The organism is Akkermansia sp. RCC_12PD, assembly GCF_036417355.1.
GTDB lineage: Bacteria > Verrucomicrobiota > Verrucomicrobiia > Verrucomicrobiales > Akkermansiaceae > Akkermansia.
In genome coordinates this window covers 1966747-1982852 of sequence record NZ_CP143889.1, presented here as the reverse complement: position 1 = coordinate 1982852, position 16106 = coordinate 1966747, and the positions used below count along the sequence as shown (strand labels likewise).

General features: G+C 55.4%; 15 protein-coding genes. 7 read left to right on the top strand and 8 right to left on the bottom strand.

Annotated elements, in window-relative coordinates; all coding sequences use genetic code 11:
• Positions 1–3: 3 nt before the first annotated feature.
• The 3 genes from V3C20_RS08405 to ispE are packed head-to-tail and all read right to left on the bottom strand — an operon-like array spanning position 4 to position 3488.
• Positions 4–1989, bottom strand: coding sequence for a helicase C-terminal domain-containing protein (locus V3C20_RS08405; protein WP_130084437.1), 1986 nt, complete (start codon positions 1987–1989; stop codon positions 4–6).
• Between the two features lie 15 nt (positions 1990–2004).
• Positions 2005–2577: a hypothetical protein gene (locus tag V3C20_RS08400; RefSeq protein WP_130084438.1), complete on the bottom strand. Its 573-nt coding sequence runs from the start codon at positions 2575–2577 to the stop codon at positions 2005–2007.
• Positions 2578–2624: 47 nt separating this feature from the next.
• Complete coding sequence (gene ispE / locus V3C20_RS08395; RefSeq protein WP_130084439.1) at positions 2625–3488, bottom strand: 4-(cytidine 5'-diphospho)-2-C-methyl-D-erythritol kinase; 864 nt, start codon at positions 3486–3488, stop codon at positions 2625–2627.
• Between the two features lie 509 nt (positions 3489–3997).
• On the opposite strand from ispE, the gene V3C20_RS08390 reads away from it, so the two are divergent.
• The 4 genes from V3C20_RS08390 to ruvX are packed head-to-tail and all read left to right on the top strand — an operon-like array spanning position 3998 to position 8096.
• Positions 3998–5839, top strand: a complete 1842-nt coding sequence (locus V3C20_RS08390) for a DNA topoisomerase IV subunit B (RefSeq protein ID WP_130084502.1) — start codon at positions 3998–4000, stop codon at positions 5837–5839.
• A gap of 22 nt (positions 5840–5861) precedes the next feature.
• Positions 5862–6578 (top strand): isoprenyl transferase, encoded by a 717-nt coding sequence (locus tag V3C20_RS08385; RefSeq protein ID WP_130084440.1) that lies wholly within the window; start codon positions 5862–5864, stop codon positions 6576–6578.
• A 34-nt stretch (positions 6579–6612) separates the two neighbouring features.
• Entirely contained in the window at positions 6613–7674 is a 1062-nt protein-coding gene (locus V3C20_RS08380; protein WP_130084441.1) for a mannose-1-phosphate guanylyltransferase, read from the top strand.
• Complete coding sequence (gene ruvX / locus V3C20_RS08375) at positions 7671–8096, top strand: Holliday junction resolvase RuvX (RefSeq protein ID WP_130084442.1); 426 nt, start codon at positions 7671–7673, stop codon at positions 8094–8096. Before V3C20_RS08380 ends, ruvX begins: the two co-directional genes overlap by 4 nt.
• A gap of 28 nt (positions 8097–8124) precedes the next feature.
• Here the strand turns inward: ruvX and V3C20_RS08370 are convergent, their stop codons facing one another.
• Together V3C20_RS08370 and V3C20_RS08365 are read right to left on the bottom strand one after the other, a co-directional pair.
• The gene (locus V3C20_RS08370; protein ID WP_130084443.1) at positions 8125–8943 is read right to left on the bottom strand and encodes a glycosyltransferase family 2 protein; all 819 of its coding nucleotides are present in this window, start codon (positions 8941–8943) and stop codon (positions 8125–8127) included.
• Positions 8940–10190, bottom strand: coding sequence for a glycosyltransferase (locus tag V3C20_RS08365; protein WP_130084444.1), 1251 nt, complete (start codon positions 10188–10190; stop codon positions 8940–8942). Before V3C20_RS08365 ends, V3C20_RS08370 begins: the two co-directional genes overlap by 4 nt.
• Positions 10191–10474: 284 nt before the next feature.
• On the opposite strand from V3C20_RS08365, the gene V3C20_RS08360 reads away from it, so the two are divergent.
• On the top strand, positions 10475–11032 hold the full coding sequence (locus V3C20_RS08360) for a hypothetical protein (RefSeq protein ID WP_302368844.1): 558 nt from the start codon (positions 10475–10477) through the stop codon (positions 11030–11032).
• A 17-nt stretch (positions 11033–11049) separates the two neighbouring features.
• Here the strand turns inward: V3C20_RS08360 and V3C20_RS08355 are convergent, their stop codons facing one another.
• A complete protein-coding gene (locus V3C20_RS08355) occupies positions 11050–12066 on the bottom strand; it encodes a 2-enoyl thioester reductase domain-containing protein (protein WP_130084446.1) in 1017 nt (338 codons plus the stop codon).
• Between the two features lie 178 nt (positions 12067–12244).
• Here V3C20_RS08355 and rpmB point away from each other — a divergent pair, with 178 nt between their 5' ends.
• Positions 12245–12508 carry a 50S ribosomal protein L28 gene (rpmB, locus tag V3C20_RS08350; RefSeq protein WP_130084447.1) on the top strand — a complete coding sequence of 88 codons (264 nt, stop codon included), beginning with the start codon at positions 12245–12247 and terminating at the stop codon, positions 12506–12508.
• Positions 12509–12707: 199 nt separating this feature from the next.
• The gene (locus V3C20_RS08345; protein ID WP_012420228.1) at positions 12708–12932 is read left to right on the top strand and encodes a hypothetical protein; all 225 of its coding nucleotides are present in this window, start codon (positions 12708–12710) and stop codon (positions 12930–12932) included.
• 442 nt (positions 12933–13374) lie between these two features.
• Here V3C20_RS08345 and V3C20_RS08340 read toward each other — a convergent pair whose 3' ends face one another.
• Both V3C20_RS08340 and V3C20_RS08335 read right to left on the bottom strand, forming a co-directional pair.
• Positions 13375–14976, bottom strand: coding sequence for a glycoside hydrolase family 27 protein (locus tag V3C20_RS08340; protein WP_130084448.1), 1602 nt, complete (start codon positions 14974–14976; stop codon positions 13375–13377).
• Positions 14977–15030: 54 nt separating this feature from the next.
• Entirely contained in the window at positions 15031–16029 is a 999-nt protein-coding gene (locus V3C20_RS08335; RefSeq protein ID WP_161981496.1) for an FAD:protein FMN transferase, read from the bottom strand.
• Positions 16030–16106: the final 77 nt, after the last annotated feature.

Genomic DNA, 16106 nt, shown 5'->3' with positions numbered 1-16106 from the left:
TCCTCACACAAACTCCAGCCGCGCGTCCGGCAGGGACTTGATGAACCTCGCCCCGTACCTCTTGGTAGCCACGCGGGAGTCCAAAATCACCACCATCCCGGAATCGTTCTTCGTGCGTATCAACCGCCCGACCCCCTGCCTCAGCTTCAGGATGGCCACGGGCACGGAATACTCGTAAAATGGATTTCCGCCGCGTTCCTTGATGCTCTCAAAGCGGGACTCCACCAGCGGGTGGTCGGGCACCTCAAACGGCAGACGCGTCACGATCACGTTGGAAAGGGCCTCTCCCGGCACATCCACCCCCGTCCAGAAACTGTCCGTGCCGAACAAAACGCTGTTCACGTCCTTTCTGAACGCCTCCAGCATGGCATGCCGCTGCATCTCCTGGCCCTGAACGTACAAATTCCATCCCTGCCCCTCGCAAAACGGACGCACCTTCTCCGCCGCCTGCACCATCAGGCGGTAGCTCGTGAAAAGCACGAAAGCCCTGCCCTTTGACTCCGCCAGATACCTCTTGATCCATTCGGGCAGCACTTCCGCGTACTCAGGCTGGTCCGGCTCCGGCATGGAGCGGGCCACGATCAGGCGCATCTGCTCCCGGTAGTTGAACGGACTGCCTATCTGAAGCTTCCGTACCTTCTCCGCACCTACGCGCCCGGCAAAATAGCTCATGTCCGCATCCCCTGTGCCCAGCGTGGCGGAAGTCAGAATGGCGGCGCGGCCGGCGGAAAACAGGCGCTCCCTCAGGATTTCCCCCACTTCCACGGGGGCGGAGCATACGCTGAGGTTCCTTCCCTCCGGGCCGGACTTCTCCGCCCAGTAAACGTGCTCTTCCTCCGTCATGTCCATCAGCACTTTCAGGGAGGCCTGCGCCTCCTCCATGCGGGCCGCCATGTCTGCCAGCTCATCCTTCACGGACACGTTTTCCTCTTGTTTCAGCGCTTCCCGCTTCAACTCCCCGACTAATTCAGCCAAAGGCAGGGAAAGCATGTCCTGCGACCATTCCGGCTGTAAAATGCGAACAATCTTGCCGTGCCCCGCAAAGCCCAAGTCATCACGGACATTCTGGAAAAACAGGCCGGAAGCGTCCAGCACCTCCTCCACCCTCTGGAACAGGGAGGGATTATTCAGCGGCTTCAGCAGGCCTTTCTTCGTGCGCGGATTGAACATCCTCAGCAGCTCGTAATTCAAATGGGATTCCGACAACTGTACGCCAAGCTGCCGGGCAGCAATGTTCTCAATCATGTGGGCCTCGTCCAGAATCACGAAATCCCCGGGAAACACGAACCCCGCCTCCTCGGACTCTTCCGCCTGCGCCATCAGACCGAAAAACAGCGTATGGTTCAGAACCACCACTTTGGCGTCCAACACCTTCTTGCGGGCCACCTGGTACGGGCAGGAGGGGCCGCAATTGCGCATGCTGCACGCGTGCGGCTCGCTGCATACCATGGCCCATACCTTGGGAGAGGGCTTGAACGTCATGTCGCTCAGGGTGCCGTCCTGCGTCCGCAGGGCCCAGTCCTGGATGCGCTTCAATTCCGCGGCCTCCGTCTGCGTAAACAGGGAATCCATCTGCCCCAGTGCGCGTCTCAGCCGGGAGTGGCACAGGTAATTCTGCCTGCCTTTCAGCAGGGCGGCGGAAAAATCAATCCCCAGGGCGGCGCGCAGGAGCGGAATATCCTTGTTGAACAACTGCTCCTGCAAATTGATCGTATGCGTGGAAACGACGGCTTTCCGCTCAAAATCCAGCGCAAACTTCACGGCGGGCAGCAAATAGCCCAGTGACTTGCCCACGCCCGTTCCGGCTTCCACCAGCAGGGGAGCGTCCACCTGGAGCGCCCGTGCAACGGCAAGGGCCATGTTCTGCTGTTCCGCCCGGTATTCAAAATCCCTGGCACGGGAAAACAGGCCGTCCTCCGCGAACGCCTGCCGGACATACGCTTCAAAGGCGCTAACGCCGCAATCCTCACCTGCACCGGCGCCGTTCATACGGGCACGCCTCCCTTACTGACCGACAGGAAGCTGACGGGAAGAAACCGGGGGCAGAACCACCTGAGCCGGAAGATCATAGAACAGGGAGCGCAACCCGTTCACGTTCATCTTGGAAGCGTCAATAAACGTCCACGGTCCATTCTCCTTCACGTCCTTCACCAGAATGAGGATTCCTTTGCTCTCCGTCTTGACGGGAACGCCGTCCGGCCGCTTCATGGAAATCACCATACGCGTGGGCAGAACCACAAGAGCCTCCGTTCCGTTCCTCACCAAGTGTTCCGCCGTTGGATTGCCGATTTCATAAGTCTCCACCACCATGCCGCGCTCCTTCATGACGGCGGCGGCTGCCTGCATCTTTTCCCTCATGGTTTTCATGAAAGCGGCCTCCCCTCCCGGAAAGGAAGACACAAGCTGCTTCTTGATGGGCGGATACATCTTCTCAATCATCCACATCATGTCGCCGGTCTTGACGGCTCCGGAAAGCTCCCGGGCGGCCTGAACGGCACTATCCCCGTACTCGCCCGCCTGAACCTGAAGGACGCACGCACCTGCAAAAAACAGACCTGCAAACAAATTCTTGAACATGCGTGGAGTGTAACGGCATGCATCCCCCGGCGTCAAGGCAACGCCGCTTACTGCGGCATGTTTTTACAAAAGCCCTGCTGTGCGACACGGCCGGACCACATCCACAGGGTGGGATCCAGCTCCCGGGCGGCGTCTTCCATCAGTGTGCGGGCGACATTCTCATCCTCCATCACGGCAAACATGGTAGAACCGGAACCGGACATCATCGCTCCGCGGACGCCCCGCCTGGCCAGCAGCCAGCGTTTCATCTCCGCCAGGAACAGGTGCTTCTCAAACACGGGCTTCTCCAGGTCGTTGACCAGTACATGCCCGTCCACCTCCTGCTCCCCGTAGGGAATGCCCGGAAGCTCGCGGGAACCTGCCCAGCGTCGGTACGCATCCGGCGTGGAAACGCCGAACGACGGCTTAAGCAGAACAAGCAGGGGCGCCCATTCCCGCCAATCCGGCAGAGGCGCCACATTCTCTCCCCGGCCCGTGCAGCGGCAAGCCGTGCCGTAAATGAAAAAACCGATGTCGGAACCGATCTCCCCGGCCAGTTCCACCAGCCGTTCCGGCGGCAGTCCTCCGTTTTCCAGGCTGTTCAGCACCTTAAGCACACAGGCGGCATCGCTGCTGCCGCCGCCCAGTCCGGCCCCGTGGGGAACATTCTTCACCAGATGGACGTGCCACGGCATCGTCCTCCCCAGTTCCCGTTCCATCAGACGGCCGGCCTTCATGACCAGATTGCTCTCATCCACCGGCACGCCGGGAGCGCTGCAACTCATTTCCAGACAGGGAGCCGGGGAAAACCCCAATTCATCAGACAATTCCAGAGGGACCATCACGGTATCCACCTCATGAAAACCGTCCTCCCTTTTTCCCAGAACGCGGAGGGAAGCGTTCACCTTGCACGGGGCCTTGTAACTGATCATGCCTCACGGATTCCAGCAGGGAATGCCATCCGGGTCAAGCACCTTTCACGCAGAATCTTACAGCGTTTCCGCCCTTCCCTTTCCGCACGCATGCCAAAAAGGAAGGCTGCACGGTTTTCCATTCCTGATGCCGTTCCGCCTCCAGCGAGCCATTTCCCTTCCTGTTCATAAAATCCTTCTTCTTCCCTTACCTGTCCACCCCTCTCGGGAAATAACATTCGGCGCGACGGAACTGCGCATGATAATTTCCATTCCGGAACGGGCCACTGCCGCACCCCGGCAATTCGAATGAATGAAGCTCTTTTACCACAAAACGCCTGCACGGAACCGGTGCCCGCGAGAGGCTTCAATTTCAACCCGCAGAAAAGGCTTTCCACTCTGAAAAGGCATCCACGCCGCATAACATGGCAGCTCCCTGCAGGAACGGCCGCCGCTGTACAGAAGGTATGAGGAATTTTTTCGTCGTCATTGCCCTTCGGTTGCCGTATCATGGGTGCGCTTACTATTACATGGCCTACGACGAAAACAGCATTAAAACCCTGGACTGGCGGGAACACATCCGCATGCGTCCGGGGATGTACATCGGGAAACTTGGAGACGGAACCTCACCGGACGACGGTGTTTACGTTCTGCTGAAAGAAGTCATCGACAACTCTATTGACGAATTCGTCATGGGATTCGGCAAAAAAATCACCATTGACATCACCCCGGACGGCCTGTGCGAGGTGCGCGACTTCGGCCGCGGCATTCCGCTTGGAAAACTGCTGGATTGCGCCGCCAAGATCAACACAGGGGCCAAATACGACAGCGACGCCTTCAAAAAATCCGTCGGCCTCAATGGAGTGGGCATCAAGGCAGTCAATGCCCTCTCCGACTTTTTTGAAATCCAGGCCTATCGGGATGGGGAAACGCGTTCCTACCAGTTCTGCCGTGGGGAGGAAGTCCCCAAGGCGAGACGGAAGGGCGGCACGGACGAGCCCAACGGCACCCGCACGGCCTTCCATGCAGACCAGGAAATTTTCCCGGCAAATACCCAGTTCCGGCCGGAATACATTGAAAAAATGTGCCGGTACTACTCTTACCTCAACAAGGGACTGGTCCTGCACTTCAACGGACGCCGCTACGTCTCCAAAAACGGTCTGCTGGACCTGCTCACGGAAGCCATGAGTGAAGAGCCCCTTTATCCGATCATCCACATGGAAGGTCACGACATCGAGGTAGCCTTCACGCACGGCAGCCAGTACGGGGAGGAGCACTACTCCTTTGTCAACGGCCAGCACACCACGCAGGGGGGAACGCACCAGGCGGCCTTCCGGGAAGCCATCGTCAAAACTCTCCGGGACTTCTTCAAAAAGAACTATGAGGCGGCGGACATCCGCTCTTCCCTGGTGGCCGCCATCTCCATCAAGGTGAAGGAACCCGTCTTTGAATCCCAGACAAAGACCAAGCTTGGGTCCAACACCATCAGCCCGGAAGGGGAAACCATCCGCACCTTCGTCGGCAACTTCATCGCGCGGGAACTGGACAACTACCTGCACAAAAATCCGGAAACCGCCAAGGCGCTGGAAATAAAAATCAAGGACGCGGAGCGGGACCGCAAGGAACTCTCCGGCATCCAGAAGCTGGCCAGGGAAAACGCCCGGAAGGCGAAAATCCACAACAAAAACCTCCGGGACTGCCGCGTCCACTACAACTCCAAGCATGCCCGCGCGGGAGAAACCACCCTGTTCATCACAGAAGGCCTCTCCGCCTCCGGCTCCATCACCACGGCGCGGGATGCGGAAACCCAGGCGGTCTTCTCCCTGCGGGGCAAGCCCCTGAACTCCTTCGGTATGAGCCGCAAGGTCGTTTACGAAAATGAGGAATTCAACTTCCTCCAGCACGCCCTGAACATTGAAAACGGCCTGGAAGACCTGCGGTACGACAAAGTAGTCATCGCCACGGACGCCGACGACGACGGCATGCACATCCGCATCCTCCTGATGACTTTCTTCATCCAGTTCTTCCCGGAACTCATCCGGGAAGGGCATCTCTTCATCCTCCAGACGCCCCTGTTCCGCGTGCGCAACAAGCAACAGACCATCTACTGCTATTCGGACTCCGAGCGGGAAGCGGCCATCACCCTGCTGGGCAAAAATCCGGAAATCACCCGCTTCAAGGGCCTCGGGGAAATCTCTCCGGATGAATTCAAGGCCTTCATCGGGGAAGGAATGCGCTTGGACCGGGTACGGCTGGAAGACTCCCACAAGGTCAAGGAACTGCTCGCCTTCTACATGGGTAAAAACACACGGGAACGCCAGGAATACATTCTGGAAAACTTGCGTGTTGAACTGGACCCCGTCATGGACTAGTCTGTGGGCGCGACATCTATCTATGCACACCATCCCCAAGGAAAAACTGCCGCGCCATATCGCCTGCATCATGGACGGCAACGGCCGCTGGGCGCACAGCCGCGGACTGCCGCGCCGCGCCGGACACCGGGCGGGGGCTGACACCGTAGAACGTTGCGTTGACTTCTGCATCTCCCACGGCATTCCCTGGCTCACCTTGTACGCTTTCTCCTCGGAAAACTGGAACCGTCCCAAAACGGAAGTGCAGGCCCTGATGCTCCTGTTGCATGACTTCCTAAAAAAGCGCCTCCGGGAAATGAAAAACAAAGGCGTGCGTCTCCTCGCCATCGGGGACACTAGCCGCCTGCCCAAACGCACCAGGGAACTGCTGGAACGCAGCATTGAGCAAACCGCCGGAAATACCAAAATCAATCTCGTCCTCGCCCTCTCCTACGGAAGCCGGGCTGAAATCGCGGGAGCGGCCAGGAAGATCGCAGAAAAAATCTCCGCCGGGGAACTCCATCCGGACGCCATTACGGAAGAAACGTTCGGTCAGTACCTGGACACTGCCGGCATGCCGGACCCGGACCTGCTTATCCGCACCTCCGGAGAAATGAGGATTTCCAACTTCCTGCTCTGGCAGATCAGCTATGCGGAACTCTACCTCACGGACACCCTCTGGCCGGACTTCAGCGAACGGGACATGGAAATGGCCGTCAAGGACTACGCCCGCAGAACGCGCCGTTTCGGCGGCATCTGATTCTCTCTTGCACCTCAATCATCAAGGAACAACCATGAATCAATACGCTCTCATTCTGGCCGGCGGCAGTGGTACGCGCTTCTGGCCGCTCTCACGGGACCACCGCCCCAAGCAGCTCCTCAACATCATTGGGGAAGACACCCTGCTCCGCCAGGCCATCGACCGGCTGGACGGCCTCGTCCCCAGGCAGAACATCTTCATCCTCACCAACCATTTGCAGGAAGCGGAAGTGCGCCGCCAGGCGCCGGACATCCCCGCGGACAACATCGTATCCGAACCCGTCCGTCGTGACACGGCGCCCGCCATCGCCCTGGGCATCGGACTCATCAAGGCGACGGACCCGCACGGCGTCATGCTCGTCATCCCGTCCGACCAGCTCATTCGGGACCGGGAAGACTTCCGCGCCCTGATGCAGGCTGCCATGGACACCGCCGCCCAGGAAAAAGCCCTCGTCACCGTAGGCATCAAGCCCACTTGGCCGTGCCCTTCCTACGGATACATTGAACGCGGGGAGGAAACGCCCTGCGCCTCTCCGGCCCATTCCTGCCGTGAAGTTCTGCGCTTCAAGGAAAAACCGGATACGAAAACAGCCGCCTCCTACCTGGCGCAGGGCAACTTCTGCTGGAACGCGGGCATGTTCGTCTGGAGCATTCCCGCCGTTTGCGAGCAACTGGACAAGCACTGCCCGGAACTGGCCTCCTTTGTGGAACACATTGCAGAAGCGCCGGATCCTCATCACGCCCTCCAGGAGGAATTCCCCTCACTCACTCCCATTTCCATCGACTTCGCGCTGATGGAACACGCCGACCGGGTACTCAACTTTGAAGCCACCTTCGACTGGGATGACGTAGGCTCGTGGATCTCCGTGTCAGACTATCTGGAAAGCCACAACCGGAACAAAACCAACACGGATATCACCGTGCAGGACGCCTCCGGCAATATCGTCTTCTCTCAGGGCGGGGACAAGCACGTGGCCCTGCTGGGCGTGGAAAACCTCATTGTCGTGGAAACGGCGGACGCCATCCTCATCGCCAACAGGGACAAGGCGGACGATATCAAGAAAATCGTCAACCAGCTCCCGGACGAACTCAGATGACCAGCCAGCATCCCGCCCTGGGCATCGACTACGGAGAAGCCCGCATAGGCATAGCGGCCACGGACCCGGTGGGCATCATGGCCCATCCTGTGGAAACCATTCACAGGCGGCAGACGGACGCCGTCACCCGCATCGTGCAGATTGTTCAGGAACGGGGCATCCGCACCCTGGTGCTCGGCCTCCCCGTACGCATGGACGGCACGGAAGGCAGTGCGGCTGTCAAGGTGCGCGCCTTCGGCAGGGAACTCTCCGCCGCCCTGCCCGGCCTTCCCCTTATCTTCATGGACGAATGCCTCACGACCGTCATCGCCCAGGAAAAACTGCACGCCGCCGGAAAAAAGACGAAGAGCTTCCGGCCCGTGATCGACCAGGTGGCCGCCGTGGAAATCCTCAGCTCCTGGCTGGACTCTACTCTGTGCTGAACCGCCATAAATTGCTGATTTCCCCCCTCTATTTCCAGGGGGTAACTACATTCAAAAACAGCTTTTTAACTCGGTACGCCTCTTTCAGAAGGCCGTCCAAAACATAATTGTAGCTGAACCGTTTAAAAGCATATCCGTACACGCGCCTGATGGCGGCATCCTCCCCTTGCAATTTCTGCCGGTAAAGTTCAGTCTCCATATCAGCCTTTTCCCTGTGCTCTGCACTGATATTTCCGCCATGCAGCCGAAAATCCGCCAGCAAATGATTGAAATTCAAAAATTTCTTTCCCGCACGACTCAAGCGCACGTAATACTCACCATCCATAATAAACTTGAACCGCTCGTCCACCAGAAACCCTTCATCCATAATCGTTGAACGGCGAAAAAACAAGGATGTGGAAGGCAGGTAGCACCCATACCAGATCAACATATTTTCACAGAAAGGCAATGCCTTCATGGACCGGATATGGTTGCCGTCCTTATCAATAAAATTCCATGCTCCATAGACGACATCGGCCTCCGGATGCTCTTCCACAAATCTCTTTACGGCAGCCAATGCCCCGGGAAGCAGCCTGTCATCAGTATTAAACCACATCACCCACCTGCCTCTGGCACGGCGGAAGCCGCGGTTAATGCCATCCGACATGCCGGAATCCTTCTCTTCATACACCCGGAGGTGGGAATACTCCTTTAAAATCTCCCTCGTCCCGTCAGTGGATCCGGCTTCCTGGACAATATGTTCAAACGTCACACCTTCCTGGGACTTCACGCTCTCTATGCACTCCCGTATATATTGCGCATAATTATAACTAGGCGTGACAATTGAAAAATCCGGTTCCTCATTCATAAAATCTTATCATTTGATTTTTCGTATTTACCATAGAATCTGCATATCACGTCAACAATACTTTCCCATAAAAATGTGTCCTCCACTTTTGCCCGACCAGCTTTTCCCAACAACTTTCGTTGCTCAGGAGTTGCAGCAATATTTTTCATAGCCTCCGCAAAAGAATGAATATCACGGCGTGGACATCCCGATGGAGTAACAGGAATTCCGCACTTGGAATCAACAATTAACCCAGGACCAGCATGATCAAAACAAATCACGGGAGTCTGCAAAGCCAATGCCTCTACACACGCCTGGCCAAAAGCCTCATGTAATGCGGGATGAATGAATGCCGTGGCTGACGCCATCTCTCTATAAACATCTGAAATATTCGGTAATCTTCCAATGAGCTTTACATGGTCTGTCAGTTTTAATCTTGAGACCATTTTTCCGATACGCTTTTCTTCAGGCCCCTGACCAATAATGACCAGCTGTGCTGAAGGAAATTCCGGAACTATCTCCGCAAAAGCGGCTACCGCAATATCTATCGCTTTCCAATGATTCAGCCTGCTGGCAGTTACGAATTTGGGAATATCAGAAATAGAAGTTGATGTGGAAATACTGTCCATCATGTCCAGTTCATCCCGGCTCAATCCCGATTGAGGAACAACTTCCACCTGACAATTCACCAACTTCATCAATTTCAGGCGGCTATCGCTGGTTGTAGCTAAAGCATGCACCATTTCTTTGTATGCTCTCCGATACAGTGGGAAACTAGATACAAGCGTACTCATTATCCGTTTTAGTATCTCAAATCCACGGCCCTTCCATGAAAAATGAGAAAAATATCCTCGTGGAAAAGTTTCGCCCCCCCCCACAGGGCCAAATACCGTCGGAATACCGGAAAGAGGCAAAAGGGAAGGCACCCAATACTTCCCGAAAGTGATATGATGTGCCAAGTCAAAAGTTTTTGTTTCTAATAAACGCATTGTATGTTGCAATGCCACCTTCTGCCACTGCAAATAAAACATCTGTTCTCCTACTCCTTCCTCGTCCTTTGTCCAAAACGTTTTTTCAGGATCAATAAACTCCCACTGAACTCTCTTCATCCACGGCTCGTTCGCAGAAAGAATACTCTCTTTATACTTTCTGCGAACCAGAGCGGTCACTTCATGCCTTGAAGACATTTCCTTAATAAAATTCCAGCCGACCCCCGGTTCCGAACCACGATGAGGAATACACGAAAAAGCAGAAACCAAAATATTCATAGAACTCAAATTTTGATTTTGGTGTCTCCCTATATATTTTGTCAAGAAAAATATATAACATTCCCAGAAATTAAACAATTATTCAGAAATAATTTTCTGAAATCTACGAAACTTATAAAAATACGGAATTATGTAGAATAATCTTGTCGGAATATTGCATTATTGCCAACGTGGATATTCGGTAATAAATTGGCAGGAGAGATGGCCAGGACGACTGATACAAGACTAAAGTAAATAGTTCCGTTATTCTTTTACCATACGCCTTCATAGGCTTGGTCGGGCTCATGGAATTAGTGAAAGAAAAGTTGCAATGGAAATTGTTTTATTCCCGTAAACTTTATCTTTTAGCCATTTTGTGTCCTCTGGCTGCTTCTTCATACAACTTCTATCAAAAATTTACTGGAAAATTAAAAGAGAACAACAGGGGGCTGGAAAAAATATGTGCCCACTTGCGATCCATTACAGACCCACAAATCATACACTTCATGGACCTTTCCTTCGGGTTTGTACAACAAGCTCCTGTCTACCCGAAATTGAAATTTTATATTATCAGACCCACATGGGACAAAGCTGTGAAAGAAGTGTGTTTCTACCTGACAAATCAAAAAGCCGATTTTCTGATAGTCAGCTTCCCCTTGGATGCCCCCATCATGGAACCCTACAAAAACATCATCCTAAAAAATTACATCCCAATTGATGAATTACCCAATTTCCGCTCCGCTTCCCTGAACCATTCCATGCACATTACTTTATATCAGAGCAAGCGCTCCAAAGAGCAAAGTATACACCGCCACCTCGCCGTTCCTACCCAAACAACAGCAAAACAAGTCTCTTCTTTCTAATAATTCATTAGAAACTTTCATTTAAACAAGAAATCACTCCAACCCATCTTCAGCACAATCTTGCCGTTGCGGAACTCTTCCTGCGCCTTCTCCACGGCCCGGCGCACTTCGTTCAGCGGAAACACCGTATCCACGGCCTGCACCAGGCTGCCCTCCGCCATCAGCCGCGCAAGCTTGTCATAGGCAGCCGCAATATCCTGGGCCGGAGCATGTTTAAGCCATTGGGTCACCCACAGGCCCTCCAGCCTGATGCCCTTGAAAATCAGGAACCCGTTCGGCACCTTGATGCTCTTCCTGCTCATGGCTCCGTAGGTAACCATGCTTCCGCCGGGTGCGAGCATATCCATCAGCCTCAAGGCGCTTTCCCCCCCTACGGCGTTGGAAGCCAGAACAGGACGCTTCCCGTCCAGAAAAGCCAAGGTTCTCTTCACTGCATCCTCGTCATTCTCGCCAACCACCAGATCCGCTCCCAGCATCGTCAGCTCATCCCTCAATTCATCCGGCCTTCTGACAAAATTCACCGTCTTGACACCCATCTGGCGAGCAAGCTGGATAATGCAGCGCCCCACCCCGGAATTGGCGGCGTTCTGGACGACCCAGTCGCCGGGCTTCAGGCTCACGAACCCTTCCAGCATCCGCAGAGCCGTGAGGGGATTCACCTTCAGCATGGCCGCCTGCACGGGGTCCACCGCCACGGGCAGCTTCATCAGGTTGACGGCAGGAACCGCCACAAGCTTGCTCCAGGAGCCCACGCCGCGCAGCAGAATCACCTGGTCCCCTTTCCGGAAGCCGTCCGCACGGGACTCTTCCACCACGCCGCAGCCTTCCAGTCCTGCGCGTGAATGCGGTAGTACGGGCTTCACGCCGTACACGCCCTGAATGAAATTGATATCGGCCGGATTGATCGGGGCGGCCATCATCCGCACCAGCACTTCCCCCTCTGCCGGAACCGGGGCGGGACCGGAAACATAAGCCAGCACGTCCTGGGGCTTCATGCCGCATTCGGAAAACTCTGCATAATGATTTTCACTCATGCTTCCAATCTCTCACGGAGCTCCTCCGCGTGCAAGTGCAGGCTACGTTTTAACAAGGAATGAAGTCGGTCTGCATGGCGCCGGACGTAAAATCCGGAGCTTTTGATCAGTTATTCTTGACCTTGGGCAAAAATACGGTAATCTTTCTTCCTCGCATTAACAAATAACTTCGATTGCCATGTCCCGAATTTGCATCATCCGAGGTACCATGCCTCACAAAGGTCGTCGTATCCATCGCTCCGGTCTTGCCAAGAAAAAGGGCGGTATTGGTCGTCACGTCACTAAGACTGTCAATCGTACCGTTTATCCCAATCTTCAGGAAAAGCGTATCTGGGTTCCTGAACTGGGCCAGTTCGTTAAAATGAAGATTTCTGCCAAGGCCTTGCGTACAATCAACAAGAACGGTGCGTACAACACTCTTAAAAAGGTAGGTCTCCTGTAAAAAAAGATTCTTTTTTTGAACGTTGCTCTGCCGGCTGAACTCTAAGGCTTCAACGAGGTGAGCAACTGGCAAAAAGGATTTCCAAAAGACAAGGGATCATCTGCTTAAGTGAGGCACCTCCAAGTTGAAGGTTTTATTGAAACACTAATATACCATCGGACGTAATATAAGACGTCCTCTACTGGAAAAGATCACACAGATGAAAGCCCAAACCAAAATCGCTCTTAGAATTAATGATGACAACCCCAACCATCACCTGTGGAACAACAGGGGGGTCTGGTGGTGCCACGTCACGGTTCACAAGCCCGACTCCACGGCGGAACGCCTGAGATTCTCCTTGAAAACCCGCGACATCGAAAAAGCCCGCGCACGCCGCGACAAGATTTTCGCCTCCATTCAGCAGCACTTCGGCATCGCCGCCTAAGCCGCTCTGAACAGAGAACAAGGCAAAGTCACATTCAATCTTTTTGAAACTTGAGAACCGTCCCGGATTACCGGGGCGGTTCTTTCTATTTGTACCCGTGCAATCAAATAACAAATGTGTTTCTCTTGTTCCCTGCCGGGCACAAATTGATTTCAAAGTAAAAAATTAAATCATCCATCCTCTGAAATAAAGAAACGGAAACACAAAAAGCATAGGGGAAAAATAAGCACCATTCCGGGATGTTTTCATATGTCTTAAGCTTGCTCCCGCACCGGTAAATGAAATGCTCCGCAAATAAATCAGAAAACACGGACGGAAAAACAATCCGGAGCTCCGGCTCCAGACCTGTACGTATCTGCCGGATATCCGTAATCAAGGTGCGGAATCTCTGGATAAGCCCCCAGGAAGAATCATCCTGATAAGCCTGCCCGCATACTAGGCATCACTCTTTCTTGGTGAAGCGGAACATGGCCGCACCGTGACTGTTGAGCTCCACGGCAATGTCCCCTTCAGCCGTTCCCTGGTCCGCACGCTTCCAAAGGTCCCGCACTTGATGGGGACCAGACAGGCCGATATCCTTCAGATTCACCTTCAGAACCTCCTTCGAACCGCCGATATTGAAAAAGCCCGCAGCTGTGGAACCGTCCGCCAGCTCCTTCGTCCATACCTGGAAATTCCCCTGGTTCCACGCCCTACGGGCCGGATGGGCCGCCGGATCCTGGTCCACGGCAATCACCTCGTCATTGGTCAGCAGACCCATCGTGAACGAATCAATATTCTCCAGGTCGCAGGAAATAATGAGGGGAGCAGACAGCAGACACCACAGAGTCACATGCGTGTATTGTTCATCCGGGGACAACCTCGTCTGGCCAAACGCAGTATTGGGCCGGTTGGGCTTGCCCAGCTTGCCGACCTGGAGAATGTCCGGATCGTTCCAATGTCCCGGGCGCATGTACTTCTGCCAGCGTTCCTGGGAAAAGCCGATGCCGCTGACACTGCCCCAATGGTCCTCGATATCTCCCGTCGTTCTCCACAAATTGGCCAGCCTGGACAACTCTTCCACATGCTCATACGGAGCCGCATTGGACAGACTCAGCACGATATCGCGCCCGGACTCATCCAGTGCTTTCCGGATGCGTTTCGTCGTGGGCACGTCATTGGGTTTCCAATCCACCTTCACGTAATCGAATCCCCATTCGGCCCACTGCCGGGCGTCGCGGTCAAACAGCCATACGGGCCCTGTGCGGTCGGCATGCTGACGGTGAACGCCGGGATAGCGTCCGAATATCTGATACTCCTGCAAACGGTCCTTTTCCGGGATGCTCAATCCTGCATAATCCGCCTTCTTGTCCGGCGCGCTTCCGCCGATAAAGCCGGCATACGTCCCCATCCACGGCGTTGAATAAATGCCAGCCTTCAGCCCCATGGCATGAATGGCACGGCACATGGACTTCATATCGGGGAAACGCTTGTTGGGTTGAATGGAAAAATTCTTCCCTCCCCGTTTCCCCTGCCAACAATCGTCAATGTTGATGTAGGTCCAGCCATGGTTGACCAGCCCGCGTTCCACAAAAAGCCGGGCGGTCTTGAGTACCTGGTCCTGTCCTACCGCCTCGCTGTAAGAATACCAGCTGCTCCAGCCCATCGGCGGAGTGAGGCATAAATCGTCACCCACCTTCAATACCCATTCCCCGGCATCCTTTCCGTGCCTGTTGGCGGCCTCAAGCTTCACCCGGTATTCCCCCTTCCGCATCGGGGCTTTGCCGGAAATCAGGCCTCGGGAATCCATCTTCACCCCTGAGGGCAATCCGGACACTCTGATCTGCATGGGACGCTCTCCGGAAACCGGCACCTGGAACAGCACTTCGGACCCAGGCCTGACTCCCAGGACGCGGGCTCCATTGATCGACGGCAGCGGAGATGTCTCCGGCGTCAGGCGCGCTCCGGAAACCGGAGCGGGATAGGGATTTGGAAAATCGGCGCAAACCGCGGAGGGAACGGCTGACCCGATGGCGGCAAGACATAAAAGACGGCATAATCTCATAACGTTTTCAATATGGGAATACTTCAACAAAACGTCATGTCCGCCGCACTTCTTTCACGGAATTTTCTGCCCGGAGAAGGCACGGCTCCGTTCATTCTCCGGCGGCGGATGCCGGAAAAACCCCAGCACGGAAACCCCGGGAATTCTTCCGGCAAGAGCCCGGAACGCCTCTTCCGGCATCACGCAGGCCGCTGTGGACAAGGCATCCGCCAAAGCGGCTGTGCAAGCCTGAACGGTGATCTGTCTGCCTTCCGTGACACCCAGCCCCGTAGCAGGATCCAGCACATGGGAATACGCCACACCGCCTATCTCCGCAAACTGGTGCGCATCCCCGGAAGTGGATACGGCGGCATGGCTCAACAGCCGCTGCTCCAGCCGCCCCCCCTCCACGGCCACCCGGAGCTTCCAGCCTCGCATTCCCGGCGGGGGAGCCCCCGCCAGAACATCGCTGGTGCTGTCAATGCAGAAAGACTCCACTCCCCTTTCTTCCAACATCTCCGCCATCCTGTCCACGGCAAACCCTTTGCCGATGCCTCCCAGATCCATCCTCATCCCCTCCGTGGCCTTCATCACCCCTTCCCCGTCCACAGACAGCTTCTCCCAACCGGAAGCCCGGCGCGCACGCTCCAGCTCCTCCTGGGAAGGAAGAACCCCGAGGCGACGGGACTTCTTCCACAAACGGATGAAAGGTCCCAGCGTGGGGTCAAAGGCTCCGCGCGTCAAACAGGCATACTCCAGGGACAGCGACAACACCCTCCGTAACTCCGGAGAAACGGGAACCTTCACCCCTGCCGGAGCGGCATTCAGGGCGGCGAGCTGGCTTTCCGCATCCATGGCGGACATCACCCCCTCCCAGAACACGGCACAGGCCAGCGCCCGCATGCAGGCCTCTTCCGTCCGGCCTTCGTCCATGCCGTAACCGGGATAGGCGCGCACCGTAAACACCGTGCCCATGACCGCTCCCCTTGCCGTCACCCTGCCGTCCGCGGCATGTTCGCAGGAAACAAGCCGGGCGGAAACGGCAGCCGTAGGCTCCGCCATGCCGCCGGACATGCCGGCGGCAGGCAGGAAAAAGGCACAACATGCCAGAACGGCAGTCTTCCTGAAAAACAACTTTATGCGCGTCCGGA